At 64.3% G+C, this 21,487-nt stretch carries 19 protein-coding genes; 13 read left to right on the top strand and 6 right to left on the bottom strand.

Annotated features, from left to right (window positions below):
- Positions 1 to 84 precede the first annotated feature (84 nt).
- From flhA to EV665_RS24315, 6 genes are all read left to right on the top strand, one after another.
- Positions 85 to 2,172, top strand: a complete 2,088-nt coding sequence (gene flhA, locus EV665_RS24340; protein WP_133036027.1) for a flagellar biosynthesis protein FlhA — start codon at positions 85 to 87, stop codon at positions 2,170 to 2,172.
- Positions 2,169 to 2,921, top strand: a complete 753-nt coding sequence (fliR, locus tag EV665_RS24335; RefSeq protein ID WP_064328902.1) for a flagellar biosynthetic protein FliR — start codon at positions 2,169 to 2,171, stop codon at positions 2,919 to 2,921. The genes flhA and fliR overlap by 4 nt, the downstream gene beginning before the upstream one ends.
- 2 nt (positions 2,922 to 2,923) lie before the next feature.
- Entirely contained in the window at positions 2,924 to 3,322 is a 399-nt protein-coding gene (locus EV665_RS24330; RefSeq protein WP_064328903.1) for a hypothetical protein, read from the top strand.
- Between the two features lie 284 nt (positions 3,323 to 3,606).
- A complete protein-coding gene (locus tag EV665_RS24325) occupies positions 3,607 to 4,164 on the top strand; it encodes a rod-binding protein (protein WP_133036026.1) in 558 nt (185 codons plus the stop codon).
- Between the two features lie 15 nt (positions 4,165 to 4,179).
- Positions 4,180 to 4,548, top strand: coding sequence for a hypothetical protein (locus tag EV665_RS24320; RefSeq protein WP_064328905.1), 369 nt, complete (start codon positions 4,180 to 4,182; stop codon positions 4,546 to 4,548).
- The gene (locus EV665_RS24315; protein ID WP_064328906.1) at positions 4,545 to 5,075 is read left to right on the top strand and encodes a hypothetical protein; all 531 of its coding nucleotides are present in this window, start codon (positions 4,545 to 4,547) and stop codon (positions 5,073 to 5,075) included. The genes EV665_RS24320 and EV665_RS24315 overlap by 4 nt, the downstream gene beginning before the upstream one ends.
- A 42-nt stretch (positions 5,076 to 5,117) precedes the next feature.
- Here the strand turns inward: EV665_RS24315 and EV665_RS24310 are convergent, their stop codons facing one another.
- Positions 5,118 to 5,921: a WecB/TagA/CpsF family glycosyltransferase gene (locus EV665_RS24310; protein WP_133036025.1), complete on the bottom strand. Its 804-nt coding sequence runs from the start codon at positions 5,919 to 5,921 to the stop codon at positions 5,118 to 5,120.
- Positions 5,922 to 6,447: 526 nt separating this feature from the next.
- Between EV665_RS24310 and folD the strand changes: the two genes are divergently transcribed.
- Positions 6,448 to 7,347, top strand: coding sequence for a bifunctional methylenetetrahydrofolate dehydrogenase/methenyltetrahydrofolate cyclohydrolase FolD (gene folD, locus EV665_RS24305; RefSeq protein WP_133036024.1), 900 nt, complete (start codon positions 6,448 to 6,450; stop codon positions 7,345 to 7,347).
- Positions 7,348 to 7,421: 74 nt separating this feature from the next.
- On the opposite strand, the gene EV665_RS24300 is transcribed toward folD, so the two are convergent.
- Positions 7,422 to 8,450, bottom strand: a complete 1,029-nt coding sequence (locus EV665_RS24300; protein WP_064328909.1) for a substrate-binding domain-containing protein — start codon at positions 8,448 to 8,450, stop codon at positions 7,422 to 7,424.
- A 329-nt stretch (positions 8,451 to 8,779) separates the two neighbouring features.
- On the opposite strand from EV665_RS24300, the gene EV665_RS24295 reads away from it, so the two are divergent.
- The 6 genes from EV665_RS24295 to EV665_RS24270 all read left to right on the top strand — a co-directional run bounded on the left by EV665_RS24295 (position 8,780) and on the right by EV665_RS24270 (position 15,782).
- On the top strand, positions 8,780 to 10,120 hold the full coding sequence (locus tag EV665_RS24295; protein WP_380687830.1) for an ABC transporter substrate-binding protein: 1,341 nt from the start codon (positions 8,780 to 8,782) through the stop codon (positions 10,118 to 10,120).
- Positions 10,121 to 10,308: 188 nt separating this feature from the next.
- Positions 10,309 to 11,319, top strand: coding sequence for a carbohydrate ABC transporter permease (locus EV665_RS24290; protein WP_133036022.1), 1,011 nt, complete (start codon positions 10,309 to 10,311; stop codon positions 11,317 to 11,319).
- A 1-nt stretch (position 11,320) separates the two neighbouring features.
- Complete coding sequence (locus EV665_RS24285; RefSeq protein ID WP_133036021.1) at positions 11,321 to 12,466, top strand: carbohydrate ABC transporter permease; 1,146 nt, start codon at positions 11,321 to 11,323, stop codon at positions 12,464 to 12,466.
- A 32-nt stretch (positions 12,467 to 12,498) separates the two neighbouring features.
- The gene (gene bglA, locus EV665_RS24280; RefSeq protein WP_133036020.1) at positions 12,499 to 14,151 is read left to right on the top strand and encodes a beta-galactosidase BglA; all 1,653 of its coding nucleotides are present in this window, start codon (positions 12,499 to 12,501) and stop codon (positions 14,149 to 14,151) included.
- A gap of 21 nt (positions 14,152 to 14,172) precedes the next feature.
- A complete protein-coding gene (locus EV665_RS24275) occupies positions 14,173 to 15,264 on the top strand; it encodes an ABC transporter ATP-binding protein (RefSeq protein ID WP_133036019.1) in 1,092 nt (363 codons plus the stop codon).
- Between the two features lie 104 nt (positions 15,265 to 15,368).
- Positions 15,369 to 15,782, top strand: coding sequence for a hypothetical protein (locus EV665_RS24270; protein WP_084437704.1), 414 nt, complete (start codon positions 15,369 to 15,371; stop codon positions 15,780 to 15,782).
- 178 nt (positions 15,783 to 15,960) lie between these two features.
- Here the strand turns inward: EV665_RS24270 and edd are convergent, their stop codons facing one another.
- From edd to EV665_RS24250, 4 genes are all read right to left on the bottom strand, one after another.
- Entirely contained in the window at positions 15,961 to 17,781 is a 1,821-nt protein-coding gene (gene edd / locus EV665_RS24265; protein ID WP_133036018.1) for a phosphogluconate dehydratase, read from the bottom strand.
- Positions 17,782 to 17,901: 120 nt separating this feature from the next.
- Positions 17,902 to 18,600, bottom strand: coding sequence for a 6-phosphogluconolactonase (gene pgl, locus EV665_RS24260; protein ID WP_133036017.1), 699 nt, complete (start codon positions 18,598 to 18,600; stop codon positions 17,902 to 17,904).
- Positions 18,601 to 18,609: 9 nt separating this feature from the next.
- Entirely contained in the window at positions 18,610 to 20,082 is a 1,473-nt protein-coding gene (gene zwf, locus EV665_RS24255; RefSeq protein WP_064328917.1) for a glucose-6-phosphate dehydrogenase, read from the bottom strand.
- Between the two features lie 96 nt (positions 20,083 to 20,178).
- Positions 20,179 to 21,462, bottom strand: coding sequence for an NAD(P)/FAD-dependent oxidoreductase (locus EV665_RS24250; protein WP_133036016.1), 1,284 nt, complete (start codon positions 21,460 to 21,462; stop codon positions 20,179 to 20,181).
- Positions 21,463 to 21,487 lie beyond the last annotated feature (25 nt).

Raw genomic sequence — 21,487 nt, 5'->3', positions numbered from 1 at the left:
AGCTTCGCCCTGTAGGTCATGAGGTGAAATGGGCGACGCGTGTGACGCGCCGCCGCCTCTCATGACGAGACGGGACGCATTCAGATGGCGCAAGTACCGGCAATAAACCTTCCGAAGGTCAGCCCCAGCGGGCGCGATATCGCGTTCGCCGTCGGCATCCTGACGATCCTGTCGATCCTCTTCCTGCCGATACCGGTCTTCATGATCGACATCGGCCTGGCGTTTTCCATCGCCTTCTCGGTGCTGATCCTGATGGTGGCGCTGTGGATCCAGCGCCCGCTCGATTTCTCGTCCTTCCCGACTGTGCTGCTGATCGCGACGATGATCCGCCTGGCGCTCAACATCGCGACGACGCGCGTCATCCTTTCCCACGGCAACGAGGGGCACGATGCGGCGGGTGGGGTGATCGCCGGTTTTGCCAGCCTCGTCATGTCCGGTGACTTCGTCATCGGTCTCATCGTCTTCATGATCCTCATCGTGGTGAACTTCATCGTCATCACCAAGGGTGCGACACGTATCGCCGAAGTCGGCGCGCGCTTCACCCTCGACGCCATCCCCGGCAAGCAGATGTCGATCGACGCCGACCTTTCCGCCGGCCTGATCGACGAAAAGCAGGCGCAACTGCGCCGCCGCGAGCTGGAAGAGGAAAGCTCCTTCTTCGGCTCGATGGACGGTGCGTCGAAATTCGTGCGCGGCGATGCCATCGCGGGCCTGCTGATCACCGCCATCAACGTCTTCGGCGGCATCATCATCGGCTATTTCCGCCACGGCATGGAGCTCGGCGAAGCCGCCGACGTCTTCGTCAAGCTGTCGGTCGGCGATGGCCTCGTCTCGCAGATCCCGGCCCTCATCGTCTCGCTCGCTGCCGGCCTCATCGTCTCGCGCGGCGGCACCGCCGGCTCCACCGACCAGGCCGTCGTCAACCAGCTCTCCGGCTATCCGCGCGCGCTCTTCGTCGCCGCGGGCCTGATGATGCTGCTCGCCGTCATACCGGGCCTGCCCTTCTTCCCCTTCATGGTGCTCGGCAGCGTCATGGCCTTCGGCGCCTGGATCATCCCGCGCCGCATCGCCGAGGAAAACCGCGTCAAGCGCGAGCAGGAGGCCCAGCAGGTCCAGCAGAGCCGCGACCAGGAGAAGGATTCGGTCAAGTCGGTGCTGAAGACCGCGGAAATCGAACTCCTGCTCGGCAAGCAGGTCTCCACGCGCCTTCTCGGCGCGCACCAGGAACTCGCCTTCCGCGTCGGCAAGATGCGCAAGAAATTCGCCGGGCAGTACGGCTTCGTCGTGCCGGAAATCAAGGTGTCGGACGACATCTCCATCCCCGACAAGTCCTACCAGATCCGCATCCACGGCACGACGATCGCCTCCAACATCGTGCGCGTCGGTGAGGTGCTCGTCGTCACCGGCGGCGGGCGCAAGCCGAGCGTGCCGGGCGACGATATCCGCGAACCCGCCTTCGGCATGCCGGCCGTCTCGATCCTCGAAACCTTTGCGGACGACCTGCGCCGCGAGGGCTTCCACCCGATCGACAATGTCTCGGTGGTTCTTACGCACCTTTCCGAAGTCATCCGCAACAACCTGCCGCAGCTCCTGTCCTACAAGGACGTCAAGGTGCTCATCGAGCGCCTCGATCCGGAATACCGGAAGCTGGCCGACGAGATCTGCTCGTCGCACATGTCCTATTCCGGCCTCCAGGCCGTGCTGAAGCTGCTGCTCGCCGAGCGTGTCTCGATCCGCAACCTGCATCTCATCCTGGAAGCGGTCGCCGAACTCGCCCCGCATGTGCGCAAGACCGAGCAGATCGTCGAGCATGTGCGCATCCGCATGTCGCAGCAGATCTGCGGCGACCTCGCGGAGAACGGCGTGCTGCCGGTGCTGCGCCTCGGCAACAAATGGGACATGGTCTTCCATCAGGCGCTCAAGCGCGACACCAAGGGCGAAATCGTCGAATTCGACATCGATCCGCGCCAGCTCGAGGAGTTTTCCGAGCAGGCGACCCGGGTTATCCGCGAATTTCTCGATCGCGGCACGCCCTTTGTACTGGTCACCTCGCCCGAATCCCGCTCTTATGTGCGCATGATCATCGAGCGCCTCTTCGCCACATTGCCGGTTCTCTCGCATGTCGAGCTCGCCAAGGGCATCGAGATCAAGATCCTCGGCTCCATTTCATGATCACCGACCCGCAAGGCATGGTGCTGGCGCTGTTCGCCGCCTTCTGCCGTGTCGGCGGGTGCTTCATGCTGCTGCCGGGCTTTTCCTCCGCGCGCCTCACCGTCCAGATCCGCCTGTTCCTGGCGGTGGCGGTTTCCATGGCGGTGCTGCCGATCCTGTGGGACACGATCTATCCCCGCACGTCGGGCTCGCTCGACAACTACCTCCTGCTGATCGTCTTCGAGACCCTGACCGGCGCCGTCATCGGTCTCATCGCCCGCTATTATGTGCTCGGCCTGCAATTTGCCGGCACGGTGCTGACGATGATGATGGGCTTCAACGCGCCGCCGACGCCGGATGTCCTGGAAGACACGGCGGAGAACCAGCTGACGAACCTGCTCTCCTATGCCGGCCTGATGGTGCTCTTCATGCTGGATTTCCATCATGTCGTGATGCGGGCACTGGTGGAATCCTACAACGTCATGCCGATCGGCGCCGGCTTCAATCCGCAGAGCGCGCTGATCACGCTCACCGACACGCTGAGCCAGACCTTCATGATCATGCTGAGGCTCGCGAGCCCCTTCATCCTCTACGGCATGGTCTTCAACGTCGCCATCGGCCTCGTCAACAAGCTGGCGCCGCAGATCCCGATCTATTTCGTCTCGCTGCCCTTCATCATCACGGGGGGGCTGCTCCTGCTGTATTTCGGCGTCTCCTCGCTGCTCGAGATCTTTGCGGCCGGCTTCACCCCGGTCTTCCGGGGGGAATGACGATGGCGCAGAACCGCTCGGACAAGCTGAAGCGCCTCGTCAGCGTGCAGCGTCATCTGGAGAAGATGGCGGAGATCGACCTTGCCAATACCACGCGCCAGCGCGAGGAGGTGTCCGAGACGATGGAGATTGTCGCCGGCGCGATCAACTCGCTGGATCCGATCCACCGCAGTTTTTCGCGGCACTATTCCGGCCAGTACAGCAAATTGCAGCAGCAGGACCAGATGCTGGCCAATGTGCAGCAGATGCACGAGATGCGCGTGGTGCGCGAGCGCACCAAGGGCGACCGCATGGAAGAGCATCGCAAGGAGGCCCGCAACGCCGAGGAACGCGAGGCGGCCGACAATTCGATCTACGATCTGATCGACCAGCACATCGCCTACAAGGGCGATGACGACTAGAGTTTTGCGTCCGGAATAAGCCGCTGTAACGAAAGGCGATTTACCGCGGCCTTATCAAGCTTGCGTCAAAATGGATTTACCCTGCACCGCCGTCACGGCTTCGTCATCCGCCACCAGCCTCCCGTAAGGTTGAGCAGCGATAGTCGCATCAGGACGATGACGAGGTTTGTCGAAGCAGCCGCAAACGCGGTGCGGAGGGATCCGATGTCCTGAACGGTCAGAAGCCGGCGAACCGCCATGAGGACGGGGTCGGCTGACGAGAATCACCTGAAAGGCTCAAGGACGTGGCAATTTCTCCCCCCAGCGACCTGGTGCTCGATGTCGTGCGCGCTGCCGACCCGGCCCAGGTTCAGGAAGCCCAAGCCAGGCTGAAATCGAACAAGGCCGCCTTCGAGGCGACGAGCCTTGCCGAGGCCGGCGCCGGCTTCCAGGCCACCGTCGGCAGCATTCTCAACCGGGATTCGGCCGGCGCCCAGTCGGCGCAGGGCGTTTCCGCCGTCGGCGGCAAGGTCGTGCCGGAGCATCTGCGCAAGTTCGAATCCATGGTGCTGCAGAACTTCGTGAAATCGATGATGCCGACCGAGAGCGAAGAGATCTACGGCAAGGGCACGGCCGGCGAGATGTGGCGCGGCATGATGGCCGACCAGCTCGGCGAGGCGCTCGCCAAGGGCGGCGGCATCGGCATCGCCGAGAGCCTCGCCAAGAGCAGCGGCATCGGTGCGGCCTCGCCCGAGAAGGACAGGAATACCGACCGGATCGCAGCCGGCATGGTGCAGGCCCTGCAGCGGCAAGCCTTTGCCGACCTGACGCCGGGCATCAAGGAACACGAGACGAAGATCTAAGCGGAGAACAACAAAATGGAACAGGCAAGCAACGAATTGCGGATCCGCACCGTCCTCGGCCGGCTCGAAACGATCATCGACAATGAGAACGACAATATCGGCCATGACCCCGATTTCGATCTACCGACCTCGAACGCCCACAAGAGCCGATGCCTCTATGAACTGGCGATGCTGACGCGCGACGTGCGTCCGGACGAGGTGCCGCAGACCTTCTCCGGCCAGCTCGGCCGCGTGCGCGAGAAGCTCGCCATCAACGCCCAGCGCGTCTCCGCCCATCTGGAGGCCGTGCGCGAGGTCGTGACCATCCTGAAGAATGCCGTGCAGGATCTCGAGGCTGACGGCACCTATTCGCAGGAACAGTTCCGCCTGGGTTACGGCACATGATCAAGCTCATCGGCACCGGCGTCTGGATCGTCCTCATCACGCTCGGCTCGGTCTATTTCTCGCTGAAGATGGCCTCGGCTCCCAAGGTCGACACGGCGGCGGCCGAGCGCGAGGCGGCGCTGGAATTCGTCAGCGGATACACGACGACGGTGCCCGTGATCGGGGAGGGCGGCGTCAACGGCTACCTGCTCACCCGGCTCGCCTACAAGGCGAACAAGGACCTGGCGGCCAAGCAGACCGTTCCCCTGCCGCAGATGATCACCGACGAGCTCTATACGCTGCTCGTCGGCAAGAAGATGATCGATGTGGCGACGGTCGGCAGCTTCGACGTCGATGCCTTCCGCGGCATCGTCAAGGAAGGGCTGAACCGCCGTTTCGGGGCAGAGGTGATTGCCGAGGTCTATGTCGAGCAGATCGACTACATCACCACCGCCTCGGTGCAGGACCCCGCGCCCAAGCGCGGCCAGACCCTCATCAAGGGCGAGGTCCCGGCCGGCCAGCCGGCCGAGAAAAGCGGCGGGCACTAGAGCAAGTCCAGCAAGAGCGTGAAGCAGGTTTGGCCGGCCGCCTCAGAGCGTGCCGGCCTTTGCCGTGTTGGCACCGTCCCGCGCCATCATCGAGCCGGACAGCCTGTAGCGCAGCACATGGTAGGCGAAGGCGATCTGGGCCTTGCGCTGGGGCAGGCGCGACGGCTCCTTCACCAGCCGGTAGAGCCAGCCGAGCCGGAACCGGCGGATCGTCTCGGGCATCGGGGGCGTGCTGCCGGCGAGCGCGTCGAACAGCGGGCCGAGGCTGAGCACCAGCCGGGCATGGCCGGGCCCGACATGCCTGTCGATCCATTTCTCCTGCGCCGGGCTGCCCATGGAAACGAGCAGGATATCGATATCGGCCGCCCGCACCTGCTCCATGATCGCGTCCGACTGGCCCTCATCGAAATGGCCGTCGGCGATGGGCAGGAATTCGTGCCACGGCGTATGCTGGCGAAGAGTGTCCGCAGCGCGCAGCAGCGTTTCGGATTGCGCGCCGATCAGCGCGACGCGCATCGGCTTTGCGATATAGGTAAGGAGCGCCGGAACGAAGGCGATGCTCGTAAGGTTCGCCGGGAATCTACGGCCGTGGAACACCATGGAGGCGATGTCGACGCCGTCGCCATCCGGCAGGACGATCTGGCGTTCCAGCACGGCGCGGTATTCGGGATCGCGCATCATCAGATTGGCATTGCCGGCATTGATGAAGGCGATGACGCTCTGGCCGAACGGCATGGTCGCCACCTCCTCGGCGAAGGCAAAGGCGTCCGCCCAGCCGAGATCGCAGACCGGCAGGCCGAGAATGTCGCGCTGCGAGGCGGTGATGTTGCCGGACACGAGGTTCATGGCGAGGGTCCTTTCGAAACGGCCGCAGGCGGGCAGTGGCCGGCCCTCAAGGTCGTCATGACCTCGAAGGCGGCGTGTTCGACAGGATCCGTGGGATAGGGCGTCATGCTGCTCCCGCAAGGCTGCTATTGCTGCCTGCCGATTTAGCAAGTTCCCCTGAAAGGCCGTTTAAGGATTTCCCGAAAAGGCGGCGGACCATGTTCATCCATCGCTAACCATGATGGTTCTTCTCTGGAAATGCTTTTTGGAAACAATGATTTGCGGTTCAGTTTCCAGTTTCTCCAGGTCAAAGGAAACCTGCAACCTGCATCAAAAAAGGACTTCCTGCCTGATGATGAGCGGTTCCGTCATGCCGCCACCATGCCTTTCATCGCTGACAGGAAAAGACACATTCGCGGGCCGGATCCGCGCTTTCCGGCAGGATGCGCTTGAAATTATGCGTTTTGGACAGCATAGGGCGTTAAGAGGCCATCCCGGCGCGCGGGCGCCCCACTAGAGTGGGGGCACTTCATTCAGGGAGAGAAATGTGACCACCATTATCGATGGGAAGCAGGTTGCCGCTTCCGTGATTGACACCGTGAAGTCCGCCGCTGCCGCCCTGGAGAAGGATGCCGGCGTGAAGCCCGGCCTTGCCGTCCTCATCGTCGGTGACGATCCGGCGAGCCACGCCTATGTCTCCTCCAAGAGCCGCATGGCCAAGGAATGCGGCTTCACCTCCATCCAGCACACGCTGCCCGAGGAGACCACACAGGAAGAGCTGGCCCGCCTCGTCGAGACGCTGAATGCCGACGAGACCATCCATGGCATCCTGGTCCAGCTTCCGCTCCCCAAGCATCTGAAGTCCGAGCCGATCATCCAGTCGATCCGGCCGGAAAAGGACGTCGACGGCCTGCATGTCGTCAATGCCGGCAAGTTGGCGACGGGCGATCTCGACGGCGGCCTCGTCTCCTGCACGCCGGCCGGTGCCATGGTCTTCGTGCGCCGCACGCATGGCGATGATCTCTCCGGCCTCAATGCCGTGGTGATCGGCCGCTCGAACCTTTTCGGCAAGCCGATGTCCGCCCTGCTGCTGGCCGCGAACGCGACGGTGACGACCGCCCATTCGCGCACCAAGGACCTCGCCGGCGTCTGCCGCAATGCCGATATCCTCGTGGCCGCCGTCGGCCGCCCGGAAATGGTGAAGGGCGACTGGGTGAAACCGGGCGCGACCGTCATCGACGTCGGCATCAACCGCATCGCCGCGCCGGAAAAGGGCGAGGGCAAGTCCCGCCTCGTCGGCGACGTCGCCTTCGATGACGCCGCCAAGGTCGCCGGCGTCATCACCCCGGTTCCCGGCGGCGTCGGCCCGATGACCATCGCCATGCTGATGGCCAACACCGTCATCGCCGCCTATCGCAAGGCCGGCAGGACCCCGCCGAAGTTCTGAACGCCCAGCGGCGTTTCGCGGCAGGGGCCTCGCAGTCGAGCTGATTTATAACGGCGTCCCCGAAGGGCGCCGTTTCATTTCCCCGCCGGTGCCGGTCCGGTCGAGGCGCGCACGATGAGGTCCGCCTTCCAGAGCTCCTGCTGCGGCAGGGTTTCGAGCGTCAGGATGTCGGCGATGAGGCGGCGGGCGATGCGCTGGCCGGCGGCGCGTAGCGACGAGCGGGTCGTCGTCAGCGGCACCATGAAATTCTCCGGTTTCAGCATGGGCAGCACGTCGTCATGGGCGATGAGCGAGATGTCCGTGCCGAGTTTCAGCCCTGCCTGGTTGATCGCCCGGACGGCGCCGAGCGCCAGGACCGTGCTGGAGCACAGGACCGCGGTCGGCGGCGTTTCGAGCTGGAGGAAGCGCTCCATGGCGCGAAACCCGTGTTCGTCGGTCATCTGCGAATGCTGCACGCAGTCCTCGCGCAGCGTGAGGCCGTGTTCGGCCAGGGCCTGCACGGTGCCCTTCTTGCGACGGATCGAGAAGGCGAGGTAGTCCGGCCCGTTGATCAGCGCGAAATGCCGGTGGCCGAGCTGCGCGAGCAGCCGCGCGGCATCGTAGAAGGCGCCGGTATTGTCGATGTCGAGATAGGGATAGTCCGTCGGCACGCCGATCGACCGGCCGTGCACGACGAAGGGCGTCTTCAGGGTCTTCATCATGGCAATGCGCGGATCCTTCTCGCGCATATAGGCGAGGAACAGCGCATCCACATTGCCGCTCGCCACCAGCCGCCGGCAGGTCGCGACCTCCTCTTCCGGATGGCTCGGATTGATGACGAAATGAAAGTCGTGCTTGACCGCCTCGTCGCCGAGGCCGGCGAGGAACTCGCCGAAATGCACGTCGGATTCGATGCCGTCGGCCGTCGGCATGACGAGGCCGATCGAGCCCGCCCGGCCGGTCGCCAGCCGCTGCGCCGCGCGGTTCGGCCGATAGCCGGTCTCCCGGACGGCATCCAGCACGCGCTGGCGCGTCTCGGCATTGACCTCCGGATAACCATTCAACGCTCTGCTCACGGTTGTCTGGGAGAGGCCCAGCAACTGCGATAATTGCTTGAGATTCACATGCTTGGCTTTCTTGAAACATTCGAAGCGCTTTGGATGTCGTCTCTCCTCATTCCCTGGATATGTCCCAAAGCGTTTCGGCATCTAACATCAGCAAATCATTTAGGAAAAGCGTATTTGGCCTTTTTGCGCCGCAAAACTACGCTGCACTGCGTTAAATCCGGCGTTTTTATCCGCAAAGCCTTGAGGGGTACTTGACGAGGCTCGGGGGGAAATGGGATGAAAGGAAATCCAAAGCGCTTTGAATTTTGGGGTATTTTAGAGGATGCCTGCCCCGGGAGAGGGCGGGTTTGCTATGGGAGGCAAATCTCGTGAAAAAGACATTGCTGATGACGGCCGCGCTCGCTCTTTTGATGGCGGGCGGCGCTGCTGCGGCCGACTTGAAATTCCAGCCGGGCGAGGATGCCAAGTTCAACTGGCAGAGTTTCGAGGATTTCAAGAAGGGCCACGACCTCAAGGGCCAGACGCTGACCATTTTCGGCCCCTGGCGCGGTGAGGACGAAGCGCTGTTCAAGGTCGTCTATGCCTATTTCACCGAGGCGACGGGCGTCGAGATCAAATATTCCTCTTCCGAGAACTACGAGCAGCAGATCGTCATCGACACCCAGGCCGGCAGCCCGCCTGACGTCGCCATCCTGCCGCAGCCGGGCCTGATCGCCGACCTTGCCTCCAAGGGCCACCTGACCCCGCTCGGCGACGAGACCAAGCAGTGGCTGCTCGACAACTACGCCGCCGGCCAGTCCTGGGTCGACCTTTCGACCTACAAGGACAAGGACGGCAATGCCGCGCTTTTCGCCTTCCCCTACAAGATCGACGTGAAGTCCCTCGTCTGGTACGTGCCGGAGAACTTCGAGGACGCCGGCTATGAAGTGCCGAAGACCATGGAGGACCTCAAGGCGCTGACCGAGCAGATCGTCGCCGACGGCGGTACGCCCTGGTGCATCGGCCTCGGCTCGGGCGGCGCCACCGGCTGGCCGGCGACCGACTGGGTGGAAGACCTGATGCTGCGCACGGCTTCGCCGGAAACCTACGACAAGTGGGTGACGAACGAGATCCCCTTCACCGATGCCTCGGTGGTCGGCGCGCTGGATGAATTCGGCTGGTTCGCCAAGAACGACAAGTTCGTAGACGGCGGTGCGGCGGCGGTCGCCTCCACCGACTTCCGCGACAGCCCGAAGGGCCTCTTCGCCTCGCCGCCGAAGTGCTACCTGCACCACCAGGCCTCGTTCATCCCGTCCTTCTTCCCGGAAGGTACGGTGGTCGGCGAGGATGCGGACTTCTTCTACATGCCGCCCTATGCCAGCAAGCCGGAGCTCGGCAACCCGGTGCTCGGCGCCGGCACGCTCGCCATGATCACCAGGGACACGCCGGCCGCGCGCGCCTTCATCGAGTTCCTGAAGACGCCGATCGCCCATGAGGTCTGGATGGCGCAGACCAGCTTCCTGACGCCCTACAAGAGCGCCAACAAGGAAGCCTATGCCAATGCGCCGATGAAGAAGCAGGGCGAGATCCTGCTCGATTCGACGACCTTCCGCTTCGACGGCTCGGACCTGATGCCGGGCAAGATCGGCGCGGGCGCGTTCTGGACCGGCATGGTCGATTTCGTCGGCGGCAAGTCCGCGGCCGATGTCGCCGGCGGCGTCCAGAAGGCCTGGGACGCCATCAAGTAACATCCCGGCGAACCGGCCGGCAGCCGCCGGCCGGTTTTCCCGAGCATGCGAAAGTGCAGCCGGACCATGCGGTGATGAAGCCGCGTGAGCGGTCGGCGCCGCGTCAGAAGACGTCAGGTAAACGACTGAGGCCGCAGTGCTGCGCGAGAAAAAGCCGTAGGGGACGTTTCCCAGGGGGAGGGACTGCCATGCAGCAATTGTTATTCGCCATCTTCACGATGGTCGGGGGTGTTCTCGCCTGCGTCGTCTATTTCTTCGGAACGAATTTCCTGCTGGATAAAATGTTCCCCTCCAAGGGACTGACGGGCGCGCAGGCCTCGAAGAACCTGCGCATCACCAATGCCATCCGGCCCTGGCTGTTCATGGCGCCCGCGCTCTTCGCGCTCACGGTCTATCTCGTCTATCCCGTCTTCGAATCCGTCCGGCTTTCCTTCCATAACCGCTCCGGCCAGCAGTTCGTCGGCTTCAGCAATTTCGCCTGGATGATCAATGACGGCGAGTTCCGTCAGTCGATCTTCAACAATTTCCTCTGGCTGCTCGTCGTGCCGGCCCTCTCCACCTTCTTCGGCCTGATCGTCGCCGCGCTGACCGACCGCATCTGGTGGGGCAATATCGCAAAGACGCTGATCTTCATGCCGATGGCGATCTCCTTCGTCGGCGCCGCCGTCATCTGGAAGTTCGTCTACGACTACCGCGCCGAAGGCTCCGAGCAGATCGGTATCCTCAACGCCGTCGTCGTCGCTTTCGGCGGCACGCCCGAGGCGTGGATGACCATTCCTTTCTGGAACAATTTCTTCCTGATGGTCATCCTGATCTGGATCCAGACGGGTTTTGCGATGGTCATCCTCTCGGCCGCGCTGCGCGGCATTCCGGAGGAGACGATCGAGGCAGCCGTCATCGACGGCGCCAACGGTTTCCAGATCTTCTTCAAGATCATGGTGCCGCAGATCTGGGGCACGATCGCCGTCGTCTGGACGACGATCACCATCCTGGTGCTGAAGGTCTTCGACATCGTGCTCGCGATGACGAACGGGCAATGGCAGACGCAGGTCCTGGCGAACCTGATGTTCGACTGGATGTTCCGCGGCGGCGGCGATTTCGGGCGCGGCGCGTCCATCGCGGTCGTCATCATGATCCTCGTCATCCCCATCATGGTCTGGAACATCCGCAACGCCACCAAGGAAATGGAAGGCCACTGAGATGATCGCCTCGTCCCGTTCGCCGCTTGTCTTCGTCGTCCACCTTTCCGTCCTCCTGCTCGTCGCGCTCTGGACGCTGCCGACCGCCGGTCTCCTCATCTCCTCGCTGCGCGACAAGGACCAGCTCGCCGTTTCCGGCTGGTGGACGGCGCTCTCCACCTCCTCGCAGAACCTCACCGGCCGCGCCGCTTCGCCGGAGACACAGGTTGAGCGTGACGGCAAGTTCGTCATCGCGGGCAGGCTGATCGAAGAGGGCGATACAAAGGTCTCGGCCTTCGGCTTCCGCCCCTTGCAGCCGACCGCCTTCGAAGCGGGCGCCGAGGCCGATATCGGCGACGGCCAGACGCTGACCGTCAGGGAGGACGGCAGCTACGAGATCGTCTCGCCGACGAAGATGGAAGGCACCCGCGGCCAGCGCATCTTCTACACCGCCTCCGTGCCGCCGCGCTTCACGCTCGACAATTACCGCGAGGTGCTGAATGCCGAGGGCATCGGCGCCTCCTTCATCAATTCGCTGACGGTGGCGATTCCCGCCACCATCATCCCGATCCTTGTCGCCGCCTTCTGCGCCTATGCGCTGGCCTGGATGCCCTTTCCGGGCCGGGCGATCCTGATCGCCGTCATCGTCGGCCTGCTCGTCGTGCCCTTGCAGATGTCGCTGATCCCGCTGCTCCGGCTCTACAATGGCGTCGGCGCCTTCTTCGGCGTGCCGGCAAAGACCTATGGCGGCATCTGGCTCGCCCATATGGGCTTCGGCCTGCCGCTGGCGGTCTATCTCCTGCGCAACTACATGGCCGGCCTGCCGCGCGAGATCATGGAATCGGCCCGCGTCGACGGCGCGTCCGATTTCGACATCTTCGTCAAGATCATCCTGCCGCTGTCCTTCCCGGCGCTCGCCTCCTTCGCCATCTTCCAGTTCCTGTGGACCTGGAACGACCTGCTCGTCGCCATGGTCTTCCTCGGCGCGGGCAATGAGGAGCTGGTGCTGACCGGGCGCCTCGTGAACCTCCTGGGTTCGCGCGGCGGCAACTGGGAAATCCTCACGGCCTCCGCCTTCATCACCATCGTCGTACCCCTGATCGTCTTCTTCAGCCTGCAGCGCTATCTCGTGCGCGGCCTGCTGGCGGGTTCGGTCAAGGGCGGGTGACGTAAAAACAAAAAATATACAGGGCAAACAGAATGACGATGTCGGATTCCACCCTCCTCGTACCGGACAAGGACTGGTGGCGCGGGGCGGTGATCTACCAGATCTATCCGCGCTCCTACCAAGACACCAACGGCGACGGGATCGGCGATTTGCGCGGCATCACCGAGCGCCTTGCCCATGTCGCCTCCCTCGGCGTGGATGCGATCTGGATCTCGCCCTTCTTCACCTCGCCGATGAAGGATTTCGGCTACGACGTCTCGGACTACCAGGACGTCGACCCGATCTTCGGCGTGCTCGCCGATTTCGACGCGCTGATCGCCGAGGCCCATCGCCTCAACATCCGCGTGATGATCGATCTCGTGCTGTCGCATACCTCCGACAAGCACCCCTGGTTCGTCGAAAGCCGCTCCCGGCGCACCAATCCGCGGGCCGACTGGTATGTCTGGGCCGATTCCAAGCCGGATGGCACGCCGCCCAACAACTGGCTGTCGATCTTCGGCGGCTCGGCCTGGCAATGGGATCCGACCCGCCTGCAATATTACATGCACAACTTCCTGACCTCGCAGCCGGACCTCAACCTGCACAATCCGGAAGTGCAGGACGCGCTGCTTTCGGTCGCCCGCTTCTGGCTGGAGCGCGGCGTCGATGGCTTCCGCCTCGACACGATCAACTTCTACTTCCACGACAAGGAGCTTCGCGACAACCCGTCGCTCGCCCCCGAGCGCCGCAACGCGCAGACCGCCCCGGCCGTGAACCCCTACAACTACCAGGAACATCTCTACGACAAGAACCAGCCGGAGAACCTGGAATTCCTGAAGCGCTTCCGCGCGCTGATGGAGGAGTTCCCCGCGATTGCCGCCGTCGGCGAGGTGGGCGACAGCCAGCGCGGCCTCGAAATCGCCGGCGAATACACGTCCGGCGGCGACAAGATGCACATGTGCTACGCCTTCGAGTTCCTGGCGCCCGATCCGCTGACGCCGGCCTTCGTCGCGGAGACCCAGCTTGCGCTGGAGAAAGCCGCGCCCGAGGGCTGGGTCTGCTGGGCCTTCTCCAACCATGACGTCATGCGCCATATCAGCCGCTGGGGCGGTGCCGTCACCGATCACGAGGCCCATGCCAAGCTGCTGGCGAGCCTCCTCATGTCGTTGCGCGGCTCGGTCTGCATCTACCAGGGCGAGGAACTGGCGCTGCCGGAGGCCGAGCTTGCTTATGAGGACCTGCAGGACCCCTACGGCATCCAGTTCTGGCCGGATTTCAAGGGCCGCGACGGCTGCCGTACGCCGATGGTCTGGGACAGCGGCCAGCCGACGGGCGGCTTCAGTGAGGGAAGGCCCTGGCTTCCGGTTCCGGCCGTGCATCTGGAGCGCGCCGTCGACGTGCAGGAGGGCAACGCGGCCTCGGTGCTCGCGCACTACCGGCGCTTCCTTGCCTTCCGCAAGCAGCACGCGGCATTGGTGAAGGGTGAGATCGCGTTTCAGTCGGCCGAGGGCGCGATCCTTTCCTTCGTGCGCACGCACGGCAACGAAAAGGTCTTCTGCGCCTTCAACATGAGCCCGATCGCGCGTCTTGCGGACCTGCCGGCCGGCACCCTGGAGGCGCTGGAGGGCCACGGGTTTGAAAGCATGATGCACGCGGAAAGTATCGAACTTCCGGCATGGAGCGGGTTCTTCGCCCGTTTCGTCTGAGGAATTAGAGGGGAGAGAGACATGACAGGGCTGGTACTCAAGGATATCCGCAAGTCCTACGGCGCAGTGGACGTGATCCACGGCATCGATCTCGATATCAAGCAGGGCGAGTTCATCGTCTTCGTCGGCCCGTCCGGCTGCGGCAAGTCGACCCTGCTGCGCATGATCGCCGGGCTGGAGGAGATCACCGGCGGCGACATGACGATCGACGGCGAGCGCGTCAACGACGTGCCGCCCTCCAAGCGCGGCATCGCCATGGTGTTCCAGTCCTATGCGCTCTATCCCCACATGACCGTCTTCGACAACATGGCCTTCGGCATGCGCATCGCCGGCGAAAGCAAGGAGGAGATCGACCGGCGCGTGCGCTCGGCCGCCGATATCCTCCAGCTCACCAAATATCTCGACCGCCTGCCCAAGGCGCTCTCCGGCGGCCAGCGCCAGCGCGTCGCCATCGGCCGCGCCATCTGCCGCAACCCGAAGGTCTTCCTGTTCGACGAGCCGCTGTCCAACCTCGACGCGGCGCTGCGCGTCGCCACCCGCATCGAGATCGCCAAGCTCAACGAGCAGATGGCCGACACGACGATGATCTACGTGACGCACGACCAGGTCGAGGCCATGACGCTCGCCGACCGCATCGTCGTGCTCTCGGCCGGCCATATCGAGCAGGTCGGCCCGCCGCTGGAGCTCTATGAGCGCCCGGCGAACCTCTTCGTCGCCCGCTTCATCGGCTCGCCGGCCATGAACATCATCCCCGCGAAGATCACCTCGGCGGGTGCCTCTACGGCGCTGGAGCTGACGGGCGGGCGCATTTCCAGTGTCGATATCCCGACGGCGGCCTCCGAGCTCGGCAAGACGGCGAGCTTCGGCGTGCGGCCGGAGGACCTCCAGATCACGACGGGCGAGGATTTCCTGTTCGAGGGCACGGTGTCGATCGTCGAGGCGCTCGGCGAGGTGACGCTGCTCTATATCGAGGGCCTCGTGCAGGGCGAGCCGATCATCGCCAAGATCCCCGGCATCCTCGACGTCAAGCGCGGCGACCGGGTGCGGTTCACCGCGGACAAGGCGAAGCTGCATCTCTTCGATGCCGCCGGCAAGAGCTACCGCGCGTCCTGAGCGGAGGGGAGGCGGCAGGATTTAGCCCTGCCGCTCAACCCGATGTTAAGCGTTGTTCCCCTAGGCTTTTGCCGAAAGCAGACAGTGCCGGGGGCAACAGGCCGATGGGTATTCAGGGATCCGTACCGCGTAACAATTACCTGAACAAGGAAGAGTCCTTCATGTACGATCGGGAGAAGAGCTTCCCGATGGAGGACACCTGCAACGAGGCGCGCATCGAGTTCACCGAGAATGGCGGCCTCGTCAATCTCGTCTCCCGCCGTTGCCTCATCACCAAATTGTCGCGCAGTGGCGCCATCATCACGATGACGACGAAATTCCAGCTACCGCGCAATTTCTACCTCGACATCGTCAGCGCCCGCCTGCCGATGATCGGCTGCCTTACGCAACGCGTCTATACCAATGACATCGTCGAAGCCCGCTTCCTGCGCCTGCTCTCCGACAAGGACCTGCAGCGCATCTTCGTCTATTCGACGCACCGCAACCATCAGGGCCGGACGCTGGATATCTATAGCTGAGGCGTGAAGAGGCGCGCGCATCGGCCCCCTTGTCGACGACCGCCCAGCGCCCACTTTCGTCATCCTCGGGCTTGACCCGAGGATCCAACGGTACGCGGAGCATGGATGGTCGGGTCAAGCCCGACCATGACGGAGGAGGGGTTTGCGAGCTTCAGGATATGAAGGACGCAGGGCGCCTTCACGCAAACAACACGCTCGCCCCATGATCGGCCGGCCCCGCGATGGCCCGGAAGGGTGCGAACAGTTCGCGGCCCATGCCGAATTCGTTGCCGGAAAGATCGGCCGTCGCCTGCGGGCGCGCGGCGAACTCGGCGGCGTTCACCAGCACCTCGATCGTGCCGTGGGTGGCATCGAGGCGGATGATGTCGCCGTTGCGGATGCGGCCGATCGGGCCGTTGTCGACCGCCTCGGGCGTGACATGGATGGCGGCCGGCACCTTGCCCGACGCGCCGGACATGCGCCCGTCCGTGAGAAGCGCCACGCGCTGGCCGCGATCCTGCAGGATGCCGAGCACGGTGGTCAGCTTGTGCAACTCCGGCATGCCGTTCGCCTTCGGGCCCTGGAACCGCACGACGGCAATGAAATCGCCCGTCAGTTCGCCGGCCTTGAAGGCGGCGTTGAGTTCGAGCTGGTCGTGGAACACCTTTGCCGGCGCCTCGATGACGTGGCGCTCGGGCTTGACCGCCGAGATCTTGATGACGGCGCTGCCGATATTGCCGGTCAGCATCTTCAGGCCGCCGGTCGGCTGGAAGGGCGTCTCGATGCTGGCGAGCACCTTCGGGTCGTGGCTGACCTTCGGGGCCTTGTCCCGCACCACTGCGCCATCGGCGCCGAGCTTCGGATCGATCGTATAGGCCTGCAGGCCCTGGCCGTAGACGGTGCGCACGTCATCGTGCAGCATGCCGGTCTTCAGGAGTTCCTGGATGAGGAAGCCCATGCCGCCGGCGGCGTGGAAATGGTTCACGTCGGCAAGGCCGTTCGGATAGACGCGGGCGAGCAGCGGCACGACGTCGGACAGGTCGGAAATATCCTTCCAGGTCAAGAGGATGCCGGCGGCGCGCGCCATGGCGATGAGGTGCAGCGTGTGGTTGGTCGAGCCGCCCGTGGCGTGCAGGCCGACGACGCCGTTGACGATGGAGCGTTCGTCGATCATCTCGCCGGCCGGCGTGAATTCGTTGCCCTGCGCGGTGATGGCGAGCGCGCGCTTCGCCGCCTCCTTGGTGAGAGCGTCGCGCAGCGGTGTGCCGGGATTGATGAAGGAGGCGCCGGGCATGTGGAAGCCCATGATCTCCATCAGCATCTGGTTGGAATTGGCGGTGCCGTAGAAGGTGCAGGTGCCGGGGCCATGATAGGACTTGGATTCGGCTTCCAGCAGCTCCGCCCGGCCGGCCTTGCCTTCTGCAAAGAGCTGGCGCACGCGGGCCTTCTCGTCGTTCGGCAGGCCCGAGGTCATGGGACCTGCGGGAATGAAGACGGCGGGCAGGTGGCCGAAGGTGAGGGCCGCGATGGTCAGGCCCGGCACGATCTTGTCGCAGACGCCGAGATAGACGACCGAATCGAACATGTTGTGCGACAGGCCGATGCCGGCGGCCATGGCGATGAGGTCGCGCGAGAAGAGCGACAGCTCCATGCCCGGCTGGCCCTGCGTGACGCCATCGCACATGGCGGGTACGCCGCCGGCGACCTGCGCCACGCCGCCCGCCTCCCGCGCCGCCTCGCGGATCAGCGCCGGATAGGTCTCGAAGGGCTGGTGGGCCGAGAGCATGTCGTTGTAGGAGGTGATGATGCCGAGGTTCGGGACGCGGTCGCCGGCGAGTGCGTCCTTCTCGGCGGGGGAACAGACGGCGAAGCCGTGCGCGAGGTTGCCGCAGGAGAGCACCGAGCGATGCACGCCCTTGGAGATGGCGGCGCGCACGCGCTCGAGATAGGGCAGGCGATGCGGCTTCGAGCGTTCGACGATGCGGGCTGTAATGGCTTCGATGCGTTTGTCGGCGGACATGGGAGCTATCCTGACCTCTCTCGATTGCATTTTGGCACGGGCCGGCGCGCGGGAAAGCTGCGCTGTCCGCTGTTCATCGGCGTCGTACGCCGGGCGGAGCCGGCCGTGGCCGGCAGGCGCTCAGGGCGCCCAGTAGATATCGACCGGCGCCGCGGCGCGGCGCAGGATGGCGCGGATCGGCATGTCGGTTTCCGGTCCTTCGCTTTCCGCCGCGGCCAGCACGTCCTTCTTGCCCTGGCCCTCGATATGCAGCACCAGGAGGCGGGCATCCTGGAGGCTGGCGAAGGTGAAGGTGAGGCGGGTCTCGCCGGCGCCTTCCGCCTCCATGGTGATCACGCCGCGCGGCGTTTCGGGCGAAATCGCCTCGGCCAGCCGGCTGCCGCCGGGGAAGAACGAGGCGGTGTGGCCGTCCGTTCCCATGCCGAGGATGACGACGTCGAAGGGATGGCCGAGCGCTTCGGCATCCGCCGAAACGATCCTCGCCGCCTCTTCCGCGCTGCCGGCGTCGCGATAGAGCGGCAGGAAGCGCGCAGCCTTCGCCTTGCCCTGGAGCAGGTTGTCGGCGACGAGCAGGTGGTTCGAGCGCGGATTGTCCGCTGGCACAAACCGCTCGTCGACGAGGGTGATCGTCACCTTGCTCCAGTCGATGTCGCGGCTCGACAATGCCTTGAAGAAGGCCTTTGGCGTCGAGCCGCCGGAGACCGCGATGCTGGCGCGGCCCCGCGTGGCGACGGCGTCCGCCAGTGCGCCGGAGATCCGGTCCGCCAGTCCCTCGGCCAATGCCGCGCCATTCTCGAATTCATGCAAATGCGCGCTCATCGGACTTCCTTATGCCTCATGCCAGGTACGGCCGTCGCGCTCGATGAGGGCGATGGATTGGCTCGGCCCCCAGGTGCCGGCGGTGTAGCCCTGCACTTGCTGGCCGGTGGCTTCCCAGGCCTTCAGGATCGGATCGACCCAGTGCCAGGCGGCTTCCACCTCGTCGCGGCGCATGAAGAGCGTCTGGTTGTTCCGCACGACATCGAGCAGCAGTCGCTCATAGGCATCGGCGTTGCGGGCGTCGAAGGCTTCGGCGAAGCTCATGTCGAGCGAGACATTGCGCAGGCGCATGCCGCCCGGGCCGGGATCCTTGATCATCAGCGACTGCTTGACGCCTTCATCCGGCTGGAGGCGGATGATGAGCTGGTTGGCTTCGATGCGGCCGGCCGTGGGATCGAAGATGGAGTGCGGGATCGACTTGAAGGTGATGACGATCTCCGACATGCGCGCGGCAAGCCGCTTGCCCGTGCGGATGTAGAAGGGCACGCCCGCCCAGCGCCAGTTGCCGATCTCGGCCTTGATGCCGACGAAGGTCTCTGTGTTGGAGACGCCGCCTTCCAGCTCCTCGAGATAGCCCTTGACCGGGCCGCCGGCCGAGGCGCCGGCGCGGTACTGGCCGCGCACGGTGAGGCGCTCGACATTGTACTGGTCGATCGGCTTGAGGGCGCGCAGCACCTTCAGCTTCTCGTCGCGCACGGCTTCCGCGTCCATGGAGGAGGGGACTTCCATGGCGACGAGGCAGAGCAACTGGAGAATGTGGTTCTGCACCATGTCGCGCAGCGCGCCTGCCTTGTCGTAGTAGCCCGCGCGGCTTTCAAGCCCCACGGCTTCGGCGACGGTGATCTGCACATGGTCGATATGGGCGGAGTTCCACAGCGGCTCGTAGAGCGCGTTGGCAAAGCGCAGCGCCATCAGGTTCTGCACCGTCTCCTTGCCGAGATAGTGATCGATGCGGAAGATCTGCTCTTCGCGGAAGACCTTGCCGATCGTGTTGTTCAGCTCGTTGGCGGAGGCAAGGTCGCGGCCGATCGGCTTTTCGACGACGATGCGGGTCTGCTTGGTGATGAGCTTGTGGTCGCGGATCTTTTCCGAGATGTCGCCGAAGATGGCGGGCGCGACGGCCAGGTAGAAGGCGCGCACGCGCTCCTTGCCCTCGTCGAGAAGCTCCTTCAGCTTGTCCCAGCCCTGGTCGGACTTGGCGTCGACGGCGACGTAGAACAGCCGGTCGCAGAAGGTCTTCACCTGCTCGTCGTCGAATTCGCCGGGCTTCAGGTGCTCCCTCAGCGCATCGACGGCGAACTTGCGGTATTCCGCGTCCGTATAGGCGGTGCGCGACGCGCCGATGATGCGCGTCGGGTCGGAAAGCTGGCCGGCGAGCTGCCGGTGGTAGAGGGCCGGAAGGAGCTTGCGTTCCGCAAGATCGCCGGTTCCGCCGAAGACGACATAGTCGAAGGGCTCAACGGGAATGATCTGGCTGCTCATCGGATATCTCGATCTCGTTCTGTTGCCGGGTGTTATAATCTAATCGATTTAAAAACACCAGAGTGCAACGCAACAAAATCGGTGCTTCCGACTCGATCAGAGCTTGTCGCGTAGCGCGTACCACGTCATGGCGAGGAACAGAAGCGGCGAGCGGAACCGGGCACCACCGGGGAAGGCCGGGATTTTCAGAGCCTTCAGGTGGTCGAGTTCCGCGCTGCCGCCGGTCACTTCCTCGGCATAGAGCTTGCCGCAATAGTTTGACAGCATGACGCCGTGGCCGGAATAGCCACCGATCGAGGTGATGCCGGGCATGACCTCGCGCACATAGGGCTTGCGCGGCATGGTGATGCCGACGGAGCCGCCCCAGGCATGGGTCAGCTCGATGCCCCTCAGCTCCGGATAGACCTCCTCGATCTGCCGGCGGATGGGCGGCGTCATGTCGTCGAGATTTTCCGAATAGGCCTCCCGGCCGCCGAAAAGCAGGCGGCCGTCGCGGGTCTTGCGGAAGTAGCGTACGACGAAGCGCGTGTCGGCGATCGCCTCGCCGCCGGGAATGATCGACGGGAACTTGTCGAGCGGCACGGTCGCGCCGATGAAGGAGCGGATCGGCATGACATGCGCGGCCGTCTTCGGCTCCAGGTTCCCGATATGGGCGTTGCAGCAGATCAGCGCCCTGTCGGCACGGATCGTGCCCTTCGCGGTGGTGATGACAGCCTTGCCGCCCGTCCGTTCGATCTTCAGGGCAGGGGTCTTCTCATGCAGGCCGGCGCCGGCGGCCCTGGCCGCGCGGGCGACGCCGACGAGGAGTTTCAGCGGGTGGATATGGCCGGTGCCGGTATCGCGCATGCCGAAGAAGAAGCGCTTCGAGCCGACGCGTTCCTCGGTCTCCGCCCGGTCCATGTAGCTCAGGTGCTTGTAGCCGAAGCGGGTCGCGGCGATCTCGATATGGTCGCGGAATTCCTTCTCGTAGCTTGCCTTGTGGCTGACATTGAGCTGGCCCGGAACATAGTCGATGTCGAGGGCCTGGCTTTCGGCGAAATCGTGGATGTGCCGCTTGGCGTTCTCCGCAAGGTCGAACAGCGCCTTGGCGCGTTCGAAGCCGAGCTCGGCTTCCAGGCTCTCCGCCTCGGCGCGCTGGCCGGTGCCGAGCTGGCCGCCATTGCGGCCCGACGCGCCGTCTCCGAAGCGGTGTGCCTCGATGAGCGTGACGCTGACGCCCTTCTTCGCAAGATTGTAGGCGGCCTGCAGGCCGGTGAAACCGCCGCCGACGATGGCGACATCGGTGTCGACCGAGCCGTCGAGCGGGGCATATTGGGGACGTTCGCCGACGCTGGCCTCATACCAGGAGATGCCGGGAGAAATCGGGCTTTGCCAGGGCATTGCACACACTCATGTTCGAGAGGGT

The organism is Shinella granuli (assembly GCF_004341885.1).
In the GTDB taxonomy this organism is placed as follows: domain Bacteria; phylum Pseudomonadota; class Alphaproteobacteria; order Rhizobiales; family Rhizobiaceae; genus Shinella; species Shinella granuli.
This window is presented reverse-complemented; position numbering and strand designations above follow the sequence as displayed.

What these genes read in the sequence shown, in the direction of transcription:
- flhA (WP_133036027.1), top strand. Translation starts at nt 85, where the DNA reads ATGGCGCAAGTACCGGCAATAAACCTTCCGAAGGTCAGCCCCAGCGGG.
- fliR (WP_064328902.1), top strand. Translation starts at nt 2,169, where the DNA reads ATGATCACCGACCCGCAAGGCATGGTGCTGGCGCTGTTCGCCGCCTTC.
- EV665_RS24330 (WP_064328903.1), top strand. Translation starts at nt 2,924, where the DNA reads ATGGCGCAGAACCGCTCGGACAAGCTGAAGCGCCTCGTCAGCGTGCAG.
- EV665_RS24320 (WP_064328905.1), top strand. Translation starts at nt 4,180, where the DNA reads ATGGAACAGGCAAGCAACGAATTGCGGATCCGCACCGTCCTCGGCCGG.
- EV665_RS24315 (WP_064328906.1), top strand. Translation starts at nt 4,545, where the DNA reads ATGATCAAGCTCATCGGCACCGGCGTCTGGATCGTCCTCATCACGCTC.
- EV665_RS24310 (WP_133036025.1), bottom strand. Translation starts at nt 5,921, where the DNA reads ATGAACCTCGTGTCCGGCAACATCACCGCCTCGCAGCGCGACATTCTC.
- EV665_RS24295 (WP_380687830.1), top strand. Translation starts at nt 8,780, where the DNA reads ATGACGGCCGCGCTCGCTCTTTTGATGGCGGGCGGCGCTGCTGCGGCC.
- EV665_RS24290 (WP_133036022.1), top strand. Translation starts at nt 10,309, where the DNA reads ATGCAGCAATTGTTATTCGCCATCTTCACGATGGTCGGGGGTGTTCTC.
- EV665_RS24285 (WP_133036021.1), top strand. Translation starts at nt 11,321, where the DNA reads ATGATCGCCTCGTCCCGTTCGCCGCTTGTCTTCGTCGTCCACCTTTCC.
- bglA (WP_133036020.1), top strand. Translation starts at nt 12,499, where the DNA reads ATGACGATGTCGGATTCCACCCTCCTCGTACCGGACAAGGACTGGTGG.
- EV665_RS24275 (WP_133036019.1), top strand. Translation starts at nt 14,173, where the DNA reads ATGACAGGGCTGGTACTCAAGGATATCCGCAAGTCCTACGGCGCAGTG.
- EV665_RS24270 (WP_084437704.1), top strand. Translation starts at nt 15,369, where the DNA reads ATGGGTATTCAGGGATCCGTACCGCGTAACAATTACCTGAACAAGGAA.
- edd (WP_133036018.1), bottom strand. Translation starts at nt 17,781, where the DNA reads ATGTCCGCCGACAAACGCATCGAAGCCATTACAGCCCGCATCGTCGAA.
- pgl (WP_133036017.1), bottom strand. Translation starts at nt 18,600, where the DNA reads ATGAGCGCGCATTTGCATGAATTCGAGAATGGCGCGGCATTGGCCGAG.
- zwf (WP_064328917.1), bottom strand. Translation starts at nt 20,082, where the DNA reads ATGAGCAGCCAGATCATTCCCGTTGAGCCCTTCGACTATGTCGTCTTC.
- EV665_RS24250 (WP_133036016.1), bottom strand. Translation starts at nt 21,462, where the DNA reads ATGCCCTGGCAAAGCCCGATTTCTCCCGGCATCTCCTGGTATGAGGCC.